Annotated in this window: 11 protein-coding genes and 1 tRNA gene; all 12 read right to left on the bottom strand. The window is 44.5% G+C overall.

Translation table 11 applies throughout. The features are described 5' to 3' along the window. Positions 1–251: 251 nt before the first annotated feature. The 12 genes from QZL69_RS00665 to QZL69_RS00610 all read right to left on the bottom strand — a co-directional run bounded on the left by QZL69_RS00665 (position 252) and on the right by QZL69_RS00610 (position 18359). Positions 252–339, bottom strand: a tRNA-Ser gene (locus QZL69_RS00665). Between the two features lie 133 nt (positions 340–472). Continuing rightward, entirely contained in the window at positions 473–1792 is a 1320-nt protein-coding gene (locus QZL69_RS00660; protein ID WP_022213308.1) for an ATP-binding protein, read from the bottom strand. Beyond that, a complete protein-coding gene (locus QZL69_RS00655; protein WP_022213307.1) occupies positions 1789–2499 on the bottom strand; it encodes a LytR/AlgR family response regulator transcription factor in 711 nt (236 codons plus the stop codon). Before QZL69_RS00655 ends, QZL69_RS00660 begins: the two co-directional genes overlap by 4 nt. 83 nt (positions 2500–2582) lie before the next feature. Beyond that, positions 2583–4034, bottom strand: a complete 1452-nt coding sequence (locus QZL69_RS00650; RefSeq protein WP_022213306.1) for a family 43 glycosylhydrolase — start codon at positions 4032–4034, stop codon at positions 2583–2585. Between the two features lie 131 nt (positions 4035–4165). Beyond that, positions 4166–5476 (bottom strand): hypothetical protein, encoded by a 1311-nt coding sequence (locus QZL69_RS00645; protein ID WP_022213305.1) that lies wholly within the window; start codon positions 5474–5476, stop codon positions 4166–4168. Positions 5477–5478: 2 nt separating this feature from the next. Then, positions 5479–6837, bottom strand: coding sequence for an MBOAT family O-acyltransferase (locus tag QZL69_RS00640; protein WP_022213304.1), 1359 nt, complete (start codon positions 6835–6837; stop codon positions 5479–5481). Then, on the bottom strand, positions 6834–8642 hold the full coding sequence (locus QZL69_RS00635) for a leucine-rich repeat protein (RefSeq protein WP_022213303.1): 1809 nt from the start codon (positions 8640–8642) through the stop codon (positions 6834–6836). The genes QZL69_RS00640 and QZL69_RS00635 overlap by 4 nt, the downstream gene beginning before the upstream one ends. A 137-nt stretch (positions 8643–8779) precedes the next feature. Next, a complete protein-coding gene (locus tag QZL69_RS00630; RefSeq protein WP_022213302.1) occupies positions 8780–10246 on the bottom strand; it encodes an MFS transporter in 1467 nt (488 codons plus the stop codon). 4 nt (positions 10247–10250) lie between these two features. Next, positions 10251–10682 (bottom strand): hypothetical protein, encoded by a 432-nt coding sequence (locus tag QZL69_RS00625; protein ID WP_022213301.1) that lies wholly within the window; start codon positions 10680–10682, stop codon positions 10251–10253. Between the two features lie 16 nt (positions 10683–10698). Continuing rightward, a complete protein-coding gene (locus QZL69_RS00620; RefSeq protein WP_022213300.1) occupies positions 10699–13761 on the bottom strand; it encodes a glycoside hydrolase family 3 C-terminal domain-containing protein in 3063 nt (1020 codons plus the stop codon). Positions 13762–13999: 238 nt separating this feature from the next. Then, the gene (locus QZL69_RS00615) at positions 14000–16393 is read right to left on the bottom strand and encodes a glycoside hydrolase family 2 TIM barrel-domain containing protein (protein ID WP_022213299.1); all 2394 of its coding nucleotides are present in this window, start codon (positions 16391–16393) and stop codon (positions 14000–14002) included. A 1-nt stretch (position 16394) separates the two neighbouring features. Continuing rightward, complete coding sequence (locus tag QZL69_RS00610) at positions 16395–18359, bottom strand: alpha-L-rhamnosidase-related protein (RefSeq protein ID WP_022213298.1); 1965 nt, start codon at positions 18357–18359, stop codon at positions 16395–16397. Between the last annotated feature and the right edge of the window lie 15 nt (positions 18360–18374).

The raw sequence follows: 18374 nt of genomic DNA, 5'->3' as shown, positions 1-18374 counted from the left end.
ATCGTATGTGTTTCACTGTTTAGTTATCAAGGTTCTTTTGTGCTTTTCGCTCTCTTGCGACAGCTCATTTAGTTTATCACGTTCGTTTTTGTTTGTCAAGAACTTTTTTAAGTTTTTTCAAAACTTTTTTCGAACTCTTTTGTAATCTCGTCGCTCATCAGCAACTCGTTTACTTTACCACATTCATTTCTGAATGTCAAGCACTTTTTTGAAGTTTTTTAATTTCTTTTCAGAAGTTGTTAACTTCAAAACGGAGAAGGAGGGATTTGAACCCTCGCGCCGGTTACCCGACCTATACCCTTAGCAGGGGCACCTCTTCGGCCTCTTGAGTACTTCTCCTGACTCCGAATTCATAATACTTTATGCAATTTGAAGTGCATTTCTTTCCGAAACGCATGGTTAATTATACATAACTCATTTTACATTGTCAACACTTTTTTTGTATTTATTTTAACTTTTTTTCATATGGTTTTTACATGGCTGCAGGGAGCAGGATTTTGAGCTCAAACCAGTTGTTTTCCTGTGCTGCCACAACGGATCCATTGTATTTTTCTACGGTGCTCTTTATACTCTTCATACCATATCCATGAAGCCGCCTGTCTTTCTTTGTCGTTACCGGCATGCCGTTTTTGAACTGGATCTTTTCGTCACAGTAATTCTCTGTACGGATGCGGACAAACTGCTTCTCTCTTGTTACATAGAGCCAGATCAACCGTTTTTGTTTTTCCTGCTGCTTTTGTGCGCTCTCAATGGCATTATCCAGCATATTACCAAATAATGCACTCACATCCATATCTTCCATAAAAGACAGCGCGCCCCCGTCTACGATAAATTTCAGTTCAATTTCTTTATTCTGACAAAGCAGCGCCTTATTCGTCAGCACAGCATCCAGGATCGGATTTCCGGTCTTGTTCTGTGTCTCGTATACTCTGATCTCATGTTCCATCTTCTCCAGATAGCTCGTGGACTTTCCTGCCTGAGCATAGGACTGCGTCTTGAGGAGGTTGATCTGGTGTTTCAGATCATGATACTTCTGATTTACCATATCGATATTTTCTTTTGATAACTGGTAATTTTTGTACTGCATCTCCATGATATTCCGAAGGGTATCTTTCTCAAAACGGATCTGTATCTCCTTAACCTGGACATGATATGCATACAGCACAGCAATTCCACTTAAATCCACAAGTGTACGGATAATAAAGATATCCATGACAAAACTTCCACTGAACAGTCCATCCTGGTCAAGATAACTCAGATTACTCATCGCAAATACAGATGTCGCAATGATGATGACCACCAGTAACTCTCTTCTTGTAATATGGATCTCTTCGAGATCTTTTTTGAGACTGAGTTCTATCAATGCCAGTATCGTAAAGATCACTGCATAGACAACTATCAGTTCCGCCCATCTCCAGAATTCTCCATGCATTCCTCTTGCATTCGTCATATAATAGTAGATCTGCCAGCACAGAGAAGCTGCAAACTCTCCGTTAATAAAAGCCTTTACGCAATAAAAGCCTGCCTCTCTGGGCGAAAAATCATTGCAGATATAAATGCCTCCCAGAATAAGCCCTACGATAACGACCATTGATGGAAGAAACAGTTCCCTCCGTACTCCATCTGTTGCTGTCATAAAAAATAAAAGGAGGGCAAACTGAACACAGCTTACTGCAGCCAGCTTCCATCTCCCGATTTTCCTTTCATTCGTACACGTGATCACAAGTACGGATAAAGCATAAGCTATGGCATAGTAATACCCTGGTGTATTTAGCACCTCTGTTGTGTTCATTTGCCCACCTCATTCAAATATTCATTTAATGCATCCAGAAACGGTTTGCGCCTGCTCCTGCTTACCTGTATGGTATCTCCATTGACGCTGACATCACTTCCCATATAATTGTCCACGTACTCCAGGTTTACCAGATAGCATCTGTTGCACCGGAAAAAGTGCTTTGCGTCCAGCTGGCCTTCCGCGTCACGGATCGTGCCTTTGGTCACAAAACTTCCCTCTGTTGTATGATAGATCAAAAGATGATCCTGTACCTCCACATAACAGATCTGTGCAATATCCAGTTTCTTTTTGCCGCCTTTCAGCGATATGGTGATAAATTCTTTTTCCTGTACTTTTACTCTGTGAAGCACTCTCCCCATACTTTCCGAAAAAGAGAAATACGAAATAGGCTTCAGCATGTAGTCCAGAGCATTTACCTTATATCCCTGAATTGCATACTGAGGCATATTTGTTATAAATATAATGACGACATCCTTGTCCAGTTCGCGGATTTTTTCGGCGGCTTTCATTCCGTTCAGAAAAGCCATCTCAATATCCATGAGAATAAGATCGTAATCCGCAGAATAATCCGTCACGATATCTTCTCCGTCCCGAAACTCTGTGATCAGAAATTTCAGTCCGTTTTCCTTCTCGTATCGTTTCAGGTGAGTTCGTAACGCTTCCAGATCGTTCGTATCATCTTCCACTGTTGCAATACGAAGCATTTTCATCCCCCGGTCTTCTCTAATGATACTTGTAGTATAACAAGAAAAAGCACAGGAAACAATGCATTTTTTATTCCATATTTTTATTTCAGAGTAAAGGAAATAAAGTCAAAACTTCCTTTTCCTTCAAAGGTAAAGAACAGTGCTTCTCTGCTTCCAGAAACCTTAAGAGGAGCTTTAAATTCTTTGACTTCTCTGCACGGACTGACAGAAATTGATGCCACAGCTTTTCCATTCTCACTGGTACGAACATACAGAGTTCCTTCTGCGCGTCCTTTTACAGCCACACTGATCTCTTTTGTTGCCCTGAGGTCAAAATACTTAAAGCCTGCCAGGGCACCGTCGCACATATTTGCAATGTACTGATCCGGTCCGGACTCTCTGTCTTTTCCATCCTGAGTCAGATATGGACAGTCTTTCTTCGGATGCTTGATCATGCTTAAGAAACGTGTCCCCTTTTTTCCATAAAGGTTGCAGACAATATAGGACGGGTAAGTTCCTTTCCCTTCCAGCGGTCCGCCATTTAAACCGCAGGAGGTCATCTCTGCCTGATAAAATTTTCCGTCTTCGAAACAGATCTCTTCTGCCATCGCCTGACGGGAGGACTGTTTGCGGTTACTGTGTCTGTGATAGAAAACAAAATATTTTCCATTCAGCTCAATGATACTGCCATGTGTATTTCCAGTATCAAATCTTGCATGCTTCACATCCGGCACACCTTCAAGGCCCACATCACCGTTACTTACCAGAATGCCGCCATACTGGAATCCCTTTACCGGACTGTCACTTGTCGCATAGCAGAGTTCATGGCTGTTCATTGTACTGTAAATAAAGTAATATGTACCATCGAATTTACGCATGGAACTTGCCTCAAGAAAAGAATGACCCTCATAAGGTGTTCCGACAGACTCCTTTTCACTTGCAATGCCAATGTATGATGGTCCGTTCAATACGGTCAGCATATCAGAAGGATCGAGTTCAAAACACATCGGTCCATGCTCTGTTGGTTTGGAGCCATCCAGAAGGATCGGGTTTCCTGCCAGTGCAAAGCCTGTGTACAGATACAGTTTCCCGTCGTCATCCATAAAGATGCCCGGGTCAAACTGGAACGGCTCATTCTTCTTACCGATTGCAACGCCATCGCTGTATTTTACGTATCCGTAGAATTCGTATTTTCCTGCCGGCTCATCACATACAGCTACGGATATCATCTTTGTACCACCCATAAAATAGTACAGATAAAATCTCCCATCCGATCCCTGTACCATATCTGGGGCAGCAAGGCCATTTGTCAGACGGATCCTCGGTGCCGCCGGATCCTGTTCTCTTTTATAAATACATCCTTCGTAACGCCAGTTACCCAGGTCATCTATCGGTGCGGACCAGCAGACATAATCGCCCAGACAGAAATTCAGTCCGTTGAAGATATCATGAGAACCGTAAACGTACACACGGTCTCCTACAACATGTGGTTCTGCATCCGGGACATATTCCCAGCTTGGCATGTATGGATTTACAGCCTGTTTTGTTTTCATATTTTCCCTCCAATTTCACATTTTCAATTTCACAATTCTGATTTCGTAACTCAAAATTTATAGTCTCACTTTTATCGTATCTGCATTGTATCATAATTTTCCGTATCGGATTTCTTTTGAACGTGGTTGGTTTATTTTTCTGCGTGATCTGTGTTTTCCCGAATCTGTCCCGCATATGTTGACCAGAAATAGTTTCGTTTATAACTGTCCGCGGACATCTGTGGAACAAGAATCTCCGCACTGGTGCCATCCAGAAGGTGCTGACCCACGATACATTTCGAAGGATCTTTCTGTTCAAGTACGATTGCCTTAAGACCTGTGCAGCCCGAAAAAGCATAATCCCCGATCTGCGTCACATTCTCCGGAATCACGATCGTTTCTTCGCCCTGATATGCCTCGCTGTCTCTTGCAGTCCATATCCTTGTCTCTGTAGATATATCTTCCCATGTCCTGTGAGGTTTCTCCGGAAGTTCCACATTTACAGTCCTGTCATCGCCAAGCATCGCTTTGATATCCCGGATCAGCTGCACAGTATTTACTTCTTTTCCCGCCTGATTCAGATGAAAATTGGTGTCAAAAAACCATTCCGCTTCCATCAGGCTGTTTTTCGGATTTCCTATAACCGGAAAATCCAGTTTCTGACGCAGGAACACACCATATGATTTCAGATCATCTGCGTCTTCCACTGCCAGCTCGTTTACCGGGCAATATCTGTACCAGACGGCTGCGCCTTTTTTCTCAAGACGCTCTGCCCAGGCATTCATATACTCCAGAAATTCCGGCTGCACCACATCTTCTGTAAATCTTACTTTCTGGTTCACATCATAACCGCCCGGAAGTATATTCTCTCTGCACGTATCCAGATTGATATCTCCATAGGTATTAAAGGATTTTTTCTGATATACGCTGTCTGTCGGAGGATTTTTTCCCTTCCATACATAGTTCAGTTTTTCCAGAGCAAATCCCGGAAAATTTCCCAGCATCACTTCAAAATTTTCACTCTTTATATGGCGCAGCATCCCAAAAGCTCCGTCAGCAGCCTGCCACATATATTCTCCATTAAAATAATCTGAAAGCGTCTGCTCACTCTGTTCCGGGGAAAGGATCACAATATCCCCTTCACGAATATACGCTTCGGAAAGATCCATGACCGCCTTCGTCCCAAGTCCTGCATACATGCCAAAGTTGACAACCTCATACGAAGGAAAAATTTCGTCGATCATCTCGCTGTCACAGTCAAAAGCAACGCCGCTGCCGCCAGCAAGTACGATTCTCTGTCCCGGAGTTTCCTTTAATCTCTCATGTTTACTTTTCAGTTCTCCCATAAACGTATCCCCATACTGTGCAGGCAGTCCAAACCCACAGATCAGGAAAAAAATCTGCTCCACCAGAAGCACTGCCAGCGCAATTATGACAACACGTCTTACTGTTTTTTTATCCATATTTAAAACCTGAAATAAATAAATGCATTTTCACCGCCGGATGCCATCATGCCAAGCCATGAAAATTCAATTACAGTCACTATCACAACAAAACCTGCTGCCGCCAGGCAAAGTCCCTTCCTGGTCTGGCAGTACTTATCAATTTCCTCGGGAATCCGTTCCAGAAGCACCCAGGTAATTCCTGTCGCAAGCAGCCGCAGAATCGCCAGGCCCTGAATGCCAAGAAAACTCATCGTCTCCGAGATTCCACTGCCCAGCGGATTCACAAACGGCTGCAACAAAATCTGCCACGCACCGAAAAGCGAAGGCGCCCGGAAAAACACCCAGGCAATATTCACAAGAAGCATCGTCATAACCCATCCAGCCGCCGGATGCAGAATCCTCTTTTTATCTTTCCTTATCCGCGAGAAGCACATAGCCACAACCATATAGATTCCATGAATCAGTCCCCACACAACAAAATTCCAGGACGCGCCATGCCAGAATCCACTCAACAAGAAAACGATCAGCACATTCCGGCATCTCTTCGCAAATCCTCTGCGGTTTCCTCCAAGTGGAATATATACATAATCCGTAAACCAACGCGTCAGGCTGATGTGCCATCTTTTCCAGAAATCCTGTATGCTTACTGCACGGTAAGGATGCCTGAAATTTTCCATAAGCCGTATCCCCATCATACGTGCCGCACCTCTTGCAATATCTGTATATCCGGAAAAATCACAATAAATCTGAACGGCAAAAAACACGGTTCCCAGAACCGCACCAATCCCACCGGCATCCTGCGGTGCAGCATACACTCTGTCAACATACACAGCCAGATAATCTGCCACGACAACTTTTTTGTAAAATCCCCGGAGCATCAGCCAGAAACCATTCAGCAGATCTACCCGGCTCCTTGTATGTTTTTCCTTCAGCTGTCCGAGGAGATTCCCCGCCCTCTCGATCGGGCCTGCCACCAGCTGTGGAAAGAATGAAACAAACAGAGCATAACTTGCAGGATTTTTTTCCGCAGAAATCTCGCCCCGATATACATCGATCACGTATGCCATTGTCTGGAAAGTATAAAATGAGATTCCCACTGGCGGGACCGAATATTTCAGTCCGGTCAGAAGTCCCAGGCACACAGCCACAGCAAAAATCAGCCAGGTTCTTCTGTGTCTGCCTTTTTCGATAGCAATTCCCGCCAGATAAGTAACCGCCGTTGTAAGCAGAAGCAGCCCTCCCGCCCAGGAACTTTCCCGTATATAGAAAAAGTAACTCACTGCCAGCAGAAAAAGTTCTCTGTGTTTCCACGGAATCTTCCAGTACAGGAGCACCACCACTGGAAAAAGGAAAACAAATGTCAGCGATATAAAATTCATTTTTTCTCCTCCTTCGCAAGCTGTTCTTTCAGATCATGGATCACTTTTTCGGTCCGGATCTGCGCCCCTTCTGTAGATAAATGATTATCTGTCCCATACAGATAGATTCCTGTATATAAAGAATCCTCAAGTTCAGAAATAACAGGAACATGCAGCTGACTCTTAAAATATTCATGCAGGCGGGCTCTTTCCTCCTGCGTGCTGTCTTTTGAAAGTGCATATTTATTTCTGGGTGAATAGGTAAAATAAACTTTTATTCCCTGATCCATAAATTTCTGAAACTCTGCATTCGCAGAATCGATATACGTTTCTTTCGGAAAGGCGTTTACTGTATAATTTACCGGAAGTCCGTAAATCGGTTTTTCACTCGTGGAATTCGGGCGATATACGACATAATCCCCATACTCATTGTAACTTGGTTCCTCCACTTCATTTCCATCCTCATCATAATCTGAAGCACAGACATCGTAATTTTTTCGTTCCATATCCTGTCTTGCTGTCTGGTATGCAGAAAAAGCTGTAAAGACCTGTGCATATTCCCTGAGGTCTAAATCGGCAAATGCATCATAATTGGATTCCATCATGGCAAATGTCGCATAATCCAGTTCCTTCTGATAGCAGAACTGCCTGTTTGCCGCATCAAATTCCGGAGAGTCCAGAAGAATATCTCCCTCCTTCATGCAGGACCGGATCAGTTCAAGCTGCGGAAGTGCCGGTGAGTAAGCAAAAACTCCCATATTGACCACCTCATAATCAGGAAAAGCCTGATCGAGCATCGCACTGTCGTATCCAAATCTCGTCGAAGAACCGGAAAACAGGACAATCTTCTTTTTGTCCTTCAGACTCAACAGACGATCGTATTTATCCTGAAAGGTATCGAAATAATTTCCACTGTAAGCTGGAGCCTCGATCGAATTGATATGCAGGGTACGAAGCATATCGCAGTCCTGAAATGCATAATCGCTGATTTTCTCCAGATCATCGTAGATATACAGCTGTTCCAGTCGACTGTTCCTGAATGCCCACTTTTCAACTTCATGAATCCCAGGTGAAAGGATCACGGTTTTGCACTCTGTGTCTGCAAAAGCCTGTTCCCGGATGGTTCGCACTGGAAAACCTCCAAGGCTGGACGGAACGCAGATCTGCTGTGCCTTTCCGATATAGCTGGTTATGACTGCAAAGCCTGACACTTTTTTGTATACAAAATCTGCCTCGCCTGTCCAGGGAATCCATTGTGCATACAGCACAAGTCCTTCTTTCCATTCGGTCCGGCTTCCGAGCCCCACTGCCTGTCCGGTTCCATCGGCTCTGGTATTCCATCCAAGCAGTGTGTATCCATCTCTGGCAAAAAGATCCGTTCCGGTCGAAGTATTGATCCGCTGATGTGTACCGCGGTAACAGATACTTACTCTGTCTGAATCTCCTGAAATGTTTTGTCCGCCATTGGCATCATAGACAATCTCATATTTTCCTTTTTTGGCCTGAATGCAGATACTCTCTGAATAATTTACTTCATGCAAAACAAGATTTACTGTTTTTCCATCATCCTCTTTTGTTATTTCGGTCTCGCCATGATAATCTGTGCCAAGAAACTGCCAGTTATCATCCAGCGTGATCGTAAAGCTCACATCACTTCCAGATTTTATTGTTCTGGCAGGATCTGTTACATGGTAGCCTTCTCCGGCTTCCAGAACGATATGACAGAGATTTTCTTTCTCCGTGTTTTTCTGACCGCATCCGGACAGTCCTGCTATCAGCAGAAGAAGGAATATCCCAGATGCCATTTTCAATTTTCTTTTGCGCATGAATCAAATTCCTCCTTCCATTTCTGACTTAAACTGACTGGCGGTCTTCCGGCATATTCAAGGCACAGTTTCACACTTACTAACCTTATATATACCAGAAGACCGCCTCATTGTAACAGCCCTTTTAGGCTCTTTATTTATTTGTTTTTTCTCGCTGCAATTGCTTTCTGCTCTTCCGGCAGATCCTTCTCTATTGTAAAGAAGAAGATCAGAACTGCACAGATCACATAAGCAATTGTCTCTACCCAGATATATCCGACAGAGATTGCTGTCTGTGCTGCAGCTGTCTGTGCCGCAGTACCAAGTGCGATATCTGCTGCCTGGTCATATCCACTGGCATTTAAGATCGCACTGAAAATAGAGTTGCATACAGGAGTTGCAGCTACCATGATGGAGCTGTAGATAGACATTGTCAGTCCATCTGTACGGATTCCGGATTTGTATTCGATATGGTCGATAACATCCGCAAGCATTGCAAGGATCATGTAGCATGCCGGAGCGGATCCGAGACATTTAAGCGCGACGCCAATTGCTACAGGAACGATCTGTCCGTTACCCATAATAGCGATTACACCGCCGACAGATCCCAGAAGCATGCCGACCATACATACGATACGTTTTCCAAATTTGTTGCAGAGAGGTACGATCGCCACTGCTGCCACAGCCATCGGAACCGCACCCATGATGCTCAGGAGTGACTGTGAAGCGCCCCATGCATCTGCTGTGCCGAAGAAAGTATTGTCCATTACCCACTTACAGAAATAAGTCATTGAGCCATTTTTCATCGCGCCGCTCCACTGGAATCCCATGTAGAACAGCATAACGATCCACCACATTTTTTCACTGGCAACTGCAGAAAGCTGTTCTTTCAGAGAAGCAGTTTTAACCTTTGCTTCCTCTGTTGCTCCCTCAGACATCTGTTCTTCTGTTACACGCTCACGTGTGAACTTGAACTGTAAGAAGATCGTCAGTGCAGAGAAAATAGCAATCGCTGTCATCGCTACAAGCCACAAATGCTGATTTTCTTTCAGGGCGAAAGAAACCAGGATCGGAAATACCATGGAACCTGCACCCATAACGGCAAGTCCTGCCACATTGGTAAAGGAAGCCAGGGCTCCTCGCTGCTTACTGTCTCTTGTAGATACAGGGATCAGTGTGGAGTTTGCTGTATTGTAGATTGGATAAGCTACTGCGTAAAACAGGTTGTACGCGATCGCGATCCATACCATCTTGGCAGTTCCCTCAAAAGGAACTACAAACATCAGAACAGAGGCAATAGACAAGGTCAGTGCGGACAGAAGGATCCACGGTCTTGCCTTTCCTGCCATTGTTCTCGTGCGTTCAATAAGCTGACCTACGATCAGGTTTGCCGCCACGATCAGGATGGTCGAAAACAGCTGTAAGGTTGTCAGAAATGTCAGGTTCAGTTTCAGGACATCTGTAAAATAGTTCTGAAGGATACTGGTAAAGATACCGGAAGCCAGAAGTGCTCCGAACGGTCCGATAAAATATCCGATCAACATCTCCGGAAGTTTTACATCATCTGATTTGATCCTGGAACCGGTCAGGGGACCGTTCCAGAAATCTTTCTTTGTCTTGGTCATAAAATCAATCCTTTACTACTTTGAAGAAGGAAGAAATAATTGTACAGATCAGAGCAGCCGCGCACACGATCATTCCAATGATTGCACCCTTTAAATCCGCCATATTCTGAGCGTTGTTCTCAAAAGTCATGATCGATCCGATCGCAGCGATCCTGCTGCTGATAAACTGAATCAGTGCATATGCTGTCAGTACACCACACGCTACTGGAAGGATATCCAGAACCGGTTTTGCTCCCATTTTCATAGAAGCTGCGATCATAACGATCTCAAGGATCGCAGCTGCAGCCAGGCAGGCTACAACCGCATTGTTAACGCCACTGTTTATAAAATAATTTGTTTTGCAGTTCATCATGTACAGAACCAGTCCTGCAACAGTCACAAGAGCAGTGATTACACTTAAGACCAGTCCTGCGCCCATTTTTTTCTTTTCAGTCATAATTTCGTTTTCCTCCTTACTGCTCTTTCTTTTTCAGTCCAAGCAGATACATTGCTGCACAGAGTACAGTCAGTACACCGAATCCAACGCGAAGACCTGTGATCAGGTTATCGTACCATGTATTCAGTTTTTCAATATGTGTAGTAGTTGCCATGCCATCCATTGCATTGGAATTTGCAAGTGCATAGTTCTGATACAGCATTGCCTGTTTCAGGTCTGTCAGAAGTTCTTCACTCTTGCTTGCATTCTCTACACTCCAGTATGGCCATACTGCTTCTACTGCTGCCATTGTGTTATCACCGGTGTTACATGTCATGGTTACACCATTATGTACTGCCATGCGGATCTTTGTATAAGTCGGATCCTGAATGAAGTCCTCAGACATCAGACCCTTGAATCCCCATTCTTTACGAACGATGTTCAGAAGCAGTCCGGTATGTGCATTACTTGTCACACAGCCGACACGGTTGTATGTAGTCATTACAGCAAGCGCATTTGCATCTTCGATACAGGACTGTACACCACGCAGTTCATTTTCACGGGCAGCCTGCTCTGTCATAAACTCGGCAATACCTGTACGGTTGATTTCAGTGTCATTGAATGCCAGATGTTTCGGTGCGATCAGTACGCCATATTCATGTCCGGCTTCGATGATTGCTGCACCCTGACCAGCTGTCAGAACTGCATCTTCAGAGAAGTACTCGTGGTTACGTGCATTGTAAGGTGTACGATGAAGGTTTGTTCCAACGCCCCACCAGATTGCTGTGTTTGCCCACAGAGAATAGTTACCGATTACTTTGCCCCATTCTTCTGCCAGCTGTTTGCTGAATGTCTGACCAATTACAGTTTCAACTGCCATAACACCCATTTTGTAATCACGGTTCGGATCATCCTCTGCGATCACGCATGGATCTCCTGTGGAATCGTCTGAGTTTGCATACTGTCCCAGCGGATAGGAGTTGAATCCGTTCGGTCCGTCGTTCTGTATAGCTTCCGGAGAAGTGATAGATTCGATCGTTTTTGTACTGGTTCCGCCAAGTCCTGTACGAATCAGGCATTCTTCCAGAGTGATCTGATCCATCAGAGTGCTCCATCTTTCATCTGTAATATCGTCTACTCCTTTGAGGTTAGCCAGAGTCATTCCATTGTCTGCACCAAAGGTTACAGAAGACGGATCTCCGTTTGCTTCGATATCACTGTAGTCATCAGCCATAGTACTGATCATTTCGTTTGTAGCTGTCAGGTCTTTGTATGTTTCCGGCCAGGTTCCTTCCCAGTCATTTCTGCTGAGATAAGTAACTGTGTCTTCCATCCAGTTGTTCAGATCTGCATCCTGGAGCTGATTTTCTACTGGTGTACCATTTAAGGTTACAGCGAAGGAAGAAGAATCAAAATCGCCAAGTTCCCATGTCTGTACGTTGTCTTTATTTCCGTCAACTTTCTGATCCTGTGCGGCAAGGACATTGTTTACAGCCTCATGTGCACCGTTTCCAACAGTGAAGTAATAAGTTCCGTTGTCCAGGATCCAGTTACCGGTTGTACCTGCTTCGTTATCACAGGTGCTGTCCCAGCTTGCCATATCCTGTGCATCTGCTGTGATGGTAACAGTCTGGCTTTCTCCTGGCTCGATCATATCTGTTTTTTCATAATCCAGAAGCTGAACTGCTGATTTTTCTACTTTGTTCTCTATGTCATAGTCTGTATAAGGAACAGAAGTATAAAGCTGTACAACATCTTTACCTGCAACATCACCGGTATTCTTAACCTCTACCTCAGCAGTTACCGTTCTGTTCTCAAGGTCTACATCTACACTCTTGAGAGTCTGTTCGAAGGTTGTATAGGAAAGACCATATCCAAATGGATAAGATACTTCATTATCATAATCCCATGCTTTTTCTGTAGAACTTCCTACGGTTGCATCTGCATTTCCCTGTCCAAGTACAGTGTCTGCATATCTGGTTTCGTAATATTTATATCCTGTATAAATACCTTCTGCTTCAACTTCTTCTGCATTGATATTTACAGTCGGATCTGCATTGATCCACTCATAATTTCCGAAGTTCTGTGCTGCCGGTGAGTTGGCATTTGTTACAGCATAGGTATCTGTCAGATGACCGGACGGGTTTGCCTCTCCAGAAAGAATATCTGCAACACCATAGAAACCATAGCCTCCCGGAAGACCTACTTCCAGGATAGCGTCTACGCCGTCATTATTTTTGATCTCATCAATCTCCATTGCGTTTGCATTGTTCAGCATAACGATGACTTTACCGCCGTTGCTTTCTTTTGCTTCAACTGCAGCATTGATCAGGTCACGCTCATCATCACTTAATCCAAGCGGATCGGTCTGGTTCAGATCCTGAGATGCATCTACGCCGTCCACACCCGGAAGGTAAGTTCCGTTCTCTGTAGAGGAACGTCCGATCGTTACCAGCATGACATTGTAATCATCCATAGATTCTTTCCACTGGCTGTCTACACTGTCCATTGTTTCCTGTGAAGGCTCTTTGCTTGCAAATACGCCGTCTGTTGCAGGTGCTGTAATGTGGTAGTATTCTACGATATTTCCCCACATATTAACCTCTGTCTTGAACTCTGATTCCAGACTCTTGTACAGATTCTGAAGGTCTTCATTGATGCTGAATCCTTTTGCAGCTAATGCTTCAACAAAGTCTACAGTATCTGCATCTGTTCCTTCATTTTCAGTCAGGGAACTTCCCATGTCACCGCCCTGTACCGGATAGTAGCTGGAAAATCCAAGAAGGGACAGCTTCTGTGTCTCATCTTTTGACAGCGGAAGTGCATTATTCTCGTTCTTTAACAGAACAGTTCCTTCCTCACTCATACGTTCTCCGAGATCCTCGATGGACTCCAGAAGTTCTGTAGTGCTGGAATAATCAGACTTATATGTATACAGATCCTCGTCTGTACTGTCTGTTACCATAGCACTGCTCTTGGTTCCAAGAAATTTGTCGATGTCTGTACGATAACTGTCTACTACAGGTCCTGCCGCAACAGAAACGGTCAGAAGAGACGCTGTAAGAGTAGTCATACCACGCCAGATATTTTTTCTGCTCATGATTTTATCTCCTTTCTTTCCCTGAAATATGGGTAAGCCTCATCGCTCAAATGCTTCCATAATTTCCATGACCTAAATTTAACATAAATCCCAAAAACGCTCCCATTTTTTTCGCAGACTGCACTTTTTCAGCCGTAAATGGGAGCGTTTTTTTATTGAATTTTCACAAGTAAAATTTTTCAGGGAATCTTGCATAAATTGTGATATTTGTTTTTGTCTATATTGCCTATATGATAATTTATTTCTGTGTTGTTACCGGAATCTCACATGTATATGTTTTTTCTTCATCAGAGACCGTGATCTTCACGGATCCGCTTTCTCCGGCACGGACTACAGCCATCGCCTCACCATAATAAGTATCGACGGTATCCTGTGCATAGTTACCTTCCACATAGGAGCAGGCACTTCCCAGACCTTCAAGCGTAGCATTCTCTACTGTAACTTTCAGGTGATGTTTTTCCATCGGTTTCCAGATTCCGTTAAAGTCTCCGTACTGCAATGGAACAAACAGCAATCTGCCCGCTTCCACAGTTTCCTGTTCCGGTTTGATATGAAGCATGGTTTCTTTATTTGCTGTCACCAGTGTCTGGCGGCTGATCTCACGTCCGTTCTTATCATAGGAAACTGCTGTGATCTCGCCATCCTCATATGGAATGTGGAATTTAGTCCTGCATTTTTTTACTTTGCCACGTGCAGCTTTCTTTCCATTGACCAGAAGCTCCACCTCTGCTGCCCTTGCAAAAACTTCTACTTCAGCTTTTTCTCCGGCACATCCTCGCCATGACCAGCTCTCCAGTGCTTTGGTCAGAGCCCATCCTGTCAGGTTCAGGTTTTCTTTCTGATAAACAGGTTTCACGGCGATAAACGGACCTGTTTCCCGTTCAAAAGCAACTCTTGTGTAAGCTGCCTCTGCACGCGGCTTTCCAAGAAGGTCGATTCTTCCGTTATTTCCAGTCATTCTTGTATGCGGCATCTTGCCTTTGTATTCTTCGTATTCAGCTGCACCGTCTCCGGTCTCTCCGATATATTCCCATCCTGACCAGACAAAATCTCCCAGGATCCGCTTATTCTTCTTGGCAATTTCCCAGAAACTGTATGCATCCTTGCAGAAAGTCTCTGTACCGAGGATCAGACGTTTCGGGTATTTCTTCAGGTCATGTTTGTAGCGGAAAAGTCCGTAGTTGTATCCTGCGATATCCATGTTCGCATATGCATCCTTTGTTTTCCAGTCACATGGCGGGAGGGTCGCACCGATCTTCATAAAGTAATCTCCGACCAGACAGGCAAGGGTATTATAAAATTCACTTCCTACTGGTTTCTTCTTCTCTTTTTTCTCTGCTTCTTGCTTTGCAGACTGGGCGCTTTTTTCTGCCTTATCATCACTGTAAACGCCCATTCCCATAGAACTTAAGAAGTTAAAGAAAATGTTGATCCCGCAGGTTACTGGTCTGTGCGGATCCAGTTTATGAAGGTAAGAAGTCATTCTGCCGGTGAGTTCGATTCCTTTTTTCTGTGCAGTCTCTGCAACTTCATTTCCCGTAGAATACATGATAACAGACGGATGGTTGTAATCTTTCTCCACCATATCCTTGAGGTCCTGCTGCCACCATTTCGCAAGGTAATTCACATAATCATATTTTGTCTTATGGATATACCAGACATCGACATATTCATCCATCACCAGCATTCCCAGACGGTCGCAGGCATCCAGCATATCCTTAGAGCATGGATAATGAGACGAACGGATCGCATTATAGCCATTCTCTTTGAGGATGCGGATTCTACGCTCCTCTGCCTCCGGATACGTGCAGGCACCCAGCACACCATTATCGTGATGCACACAGGCACCACGGAGGATTTCTCTCTTACCATTGATCGTAAGGCCTTTTTCCGGGCTCCATTCAAGAAGTCGGATTCCAAATGTTTCCTCTACAACATCTTCTCCAAATGTTGCACGCAGAGTATAAAGATTTGGATGCTTACAGTCCCAGAGTTTTGCGTTCGGGATCTCCATACGGAAAACCGACGGGTGTCCAGTATTTTCTATTTCTTTTGTAAGAACATTTTGCTCTTTGTTCAGGATTTCAACTTTCACCATTCCCGGGCAGGAAGTCTTGATTTCTACTTCGATCACTGCCGGGGCATAGCTTACTGTATGGATCTTGATTCCATTGACCGGAATGTACTTCTTATCGCCTGTCCAAAGATATACCGGACGATAGATGCCGGTTCCGGAGTACCAGCGGCTGTTTGGCTGATCAGAATTTCGTGCGATCACACGGATCTCATTCTGTGCCTCATATTTCAGAAGCCCTTCTGTATCTACATAAAAATTTGTATAACCATACGGTCTGTATGCTGCTTTTGTTCCATTAATATAAACTTCCGCATTGTGATAAACACTCTCGAATTCAATGAGAACTTTTTTGCCGCTGTACTCTGATGGCACAAAAACATGTTTCGTATATTCGTAATCGCCGCCCAGATACCAGCCGGTGTTTCCCTCACTGACACTTTCCTCAGTACGCGGCTCACTCCGCATCGCATCATGCGGAAGTGTCACAGAATACGGTTCCTCATCTCTGGTAAGGCATCTGCATGTCCAATTTCTGTTAAAATCTATTTTTTTCATATCAAATCTTTACCCTTCTTGTTTCTCCTCTGACCAGAGAAATTTTTTGTTCACCGAGTTCCAGAACTCCACCGTCTGCAGCCGGTGTCACTTCCAGATATTCTCCATCCCAGAGCAGTCGGACTGTTCCATGGCTTCCCACCGGGAGTGTGCAGTCCAGTTCTGTAAAATACTGCATCTGTGGTTTTAATACATAAGTCGTCTCTTCTCTGTTTACGAGATCCAGTCCGGCAAAATATTTTGCCAGGAAATAGATCGGGCTTGCTGCCCATGCATGACAGAGGCTCTTGCCAAAATGATCACCGTACATGTCGTACTGTTCTTCCTTCGGCACAGACGGATCGTACTCTTCCCAGAAGGTAATTGCTCCAAGATCCAGCATGCCGCCCCAGTAGGAACGGATCTTGTCCAAAACTTCGGTCAGTTTTCCCATCTGGCACAGTACATCCAGTTCGAAGAAGTTAAAATATGGTGTTGTGATCGCCGGGATCTCATCGTTTTCGAGTACGTTTGTGAGGATTTTTTCCTGCTTATCCTTATCTGCGATAGCAAATAATACAGCAAAAATATTTGCATGTCTTGTCACATTTCGTTTCCCGGAAGTAAAAGAATCGATGTACGCACCTTTTTCCTCATCCCAAAAAAACTCTTCAATGGCAGCAGCCAGTTTCTCATACTCCTGTCTGTAAGCACTTCCGTCCTTGCCAAGCTTTTCGCTGATCTCTGCCATCACACGGAAGCATGCCGCATAAAGCATCTGTTCTGCACAGAGCGGGCCATCTTTGTCCATGTCTGCCCAGTCGATATAAATCCAGTCTTTTTCCTTTCCGATCAGGAAACCGTGTTCATCGCGTCTTCCATTGCAGAATTCCATAAGGGAAACCATCTTTGGATAAACCAGTTCCAGAAAATCCCTGTCACCGTATCCTTCATTGTGATAATCCACCCCCAGAAGCCACAGAAGAGAATAGTCTACGATCGTATTGATATGTCTCGTCATCGGGTCATTGCCGCGCAGTGCCAGAATCGTTCTCTGGTCGATATCTGCATCTGCCATCAGATAACGATTTACAAAAAAGCTCTGGTATGCATCTCCCGACCAGATCCATTTGTCACGTTTGGCACCATCAATAAAAAAGATGCCGCTGCAGAGGCGGAATGTATGCTCTGCCACAGACCAGATCTGGTTCAGGCGTTCCTCTCCGCAGTGGAATGCAGCTTTCACCGGAATGTCGACATACTGATGATTTGCTTTCAGTATGATCTCTCCTGGTTTGCAATCCGGAATGTATGCAAAATGTACTGCACAGCAAGGACATTTGCCAGTCTCCTTGTCCGGCTGCCAGCTATAGTAGCAGTTTACAGGGTCGATTGCCTCTTCTCTGGATTCGCCACAACAGATCAGTACCGGCTGATATCCGTTTTTGAACTCTGCTTCCAGAACTGCATTCAGCTCTGTCTCAAATTCATAGAGCGTTCCGCCGTTGTATTCTGTTACGTTGACTGGTTCATATATTTTCTCGCTGTATTCCCAGACTGTCGGATTCTGTTCCGGTCTGGTGAAATATCTGCTTCTTCCTGCCGGCTGCGGTTCCTGATCATAATCTTCTGCTATCCAGCCTTTGTCTGAACAGATCACATCACCTTCTACATAAATACATGGAAAAGCCTCAATACATCCTGCGTGAACAGCGATTGCAACTTCTCCCGGTCCACAGGTGATCTTTTTTCCAAATGGGTATTTCTTTTCTCCTGCCAGTACATGCCCGATTGCATTGGAATATACAGTAAAGGAAGTTTCTTTTTCCAAATGATAAGTACGGCGAAAAGCCACGCGGTTGCGGAATCCTTCGCTTTTCCAGAAAGCCGGCCAGCCAAAGCCTCTCTCCACACGGCTGAAATTCTGCTTCATTCCATGATATAATTCAAAATCTCCCGGATACCAGATCCAATAACTTTTGCTCATTCCCGATTCCTCCAA

Origin of the sequence: Blautia sp. CAG:237 (genome assembly GCF_000436615.1) — a bacterium.
Taxonomy (GTDB): Bacteria; Bacillota; Clostridia; order Lachnospirales; family Lachnospiraceae; genus Blautia_A; species Blautia_A intestinihominis.
The sequence above is the reverse complement of the archived record's forward strand: the minus strand, read 5'-3'. Positions and strand labels throughout refer to the sequence as shown.

What these genes read in the sequence shown, in the direction of transcription:
- QZL69_RS00615 (WP_022213299.1), bottom strand. Translation starts at nt 16,393, where the DNA reads ATGAAAAAAATAGATTTTAACAGAAATTGGACATGCAGATGCCTTACC.
- QZL69_RS00620 (WP_022213300.1), bottom strand. Translation starts at nt 13,761, where the DNA reads ATGAGCAGAAAAAATATCTGGCGTGGTATGACTACTCTTACAGCGTCT.
- QZL69_RS00625 (WP_022213301.1), bottom strand. Translation starts at nt 10,682, where the DNA reads ATGACTGAAAAGAAAAAAATGGGCGCAGGACTGGTCTTAAGTGTAATC.
- QZL69_RS00650 (WP_022213306.1), bottom strand. Translation starts at nt 4,034, where the DNA reads ATGAAAACAAAACAGGCTGTAAATCCATACATGCCAAGCTGGGAATAT.
- QZL69_RS00655 (WP_022213307.1), bottom strand. Translation starts at nt 2,499, where the DNA reads ATGCTTCGTATTGCAACAGTGGAAGATGATACGAACGATCTGGAAGCG.
- QZL69_RS00610 (WP_022213298.1), bottom strand. Translation starts at nt 18,359, where the DNA reads ATGAGCAAAAGTTATTGGATCTGGTATCCGGGAGATTTTGAATTATAT.
- QZL69_RS00660 (WP_022213308.1), bottom strand. Translation starts at nt 1,792, where the DNA reads ATGAACACAACAGAGGTGCTAAATACACCAGGGTATTACTATGCCATA.
- QZL69_RS00640 (WP_022213304.1), bottom strand. Translation starts at nt 6,837, where the DNA reads ATGAATTTTATATCGCTGACATTTGTTTTCCTTTTTCCAGTGGTGGTG.
- QZL69_RS00645 (WP_022213305.1), bottom strand. Translation starts at nt 5,476, where the DNA reads ATGGATAAAAAAACAGTAAGACGTGTTGTCATAATTGCGCTGGCAGTG.
- QZL69_RS00630 (WP_022213302.1), bottom strand. Translation starts at nt 10,246, where the DNA reads ATGACCAAGACAAAGAAAGATTTCTGGAACGGTCCCCTGACCGGTTCC.
- QZL69_RS00635 (WP_022213303.1), bottom strand. Translation starts at nt 8,642, where the DNA reads ATGCGCAAAAGAAAATTGAAAATGGCATCTGGGATATTCCTTCTTCTG.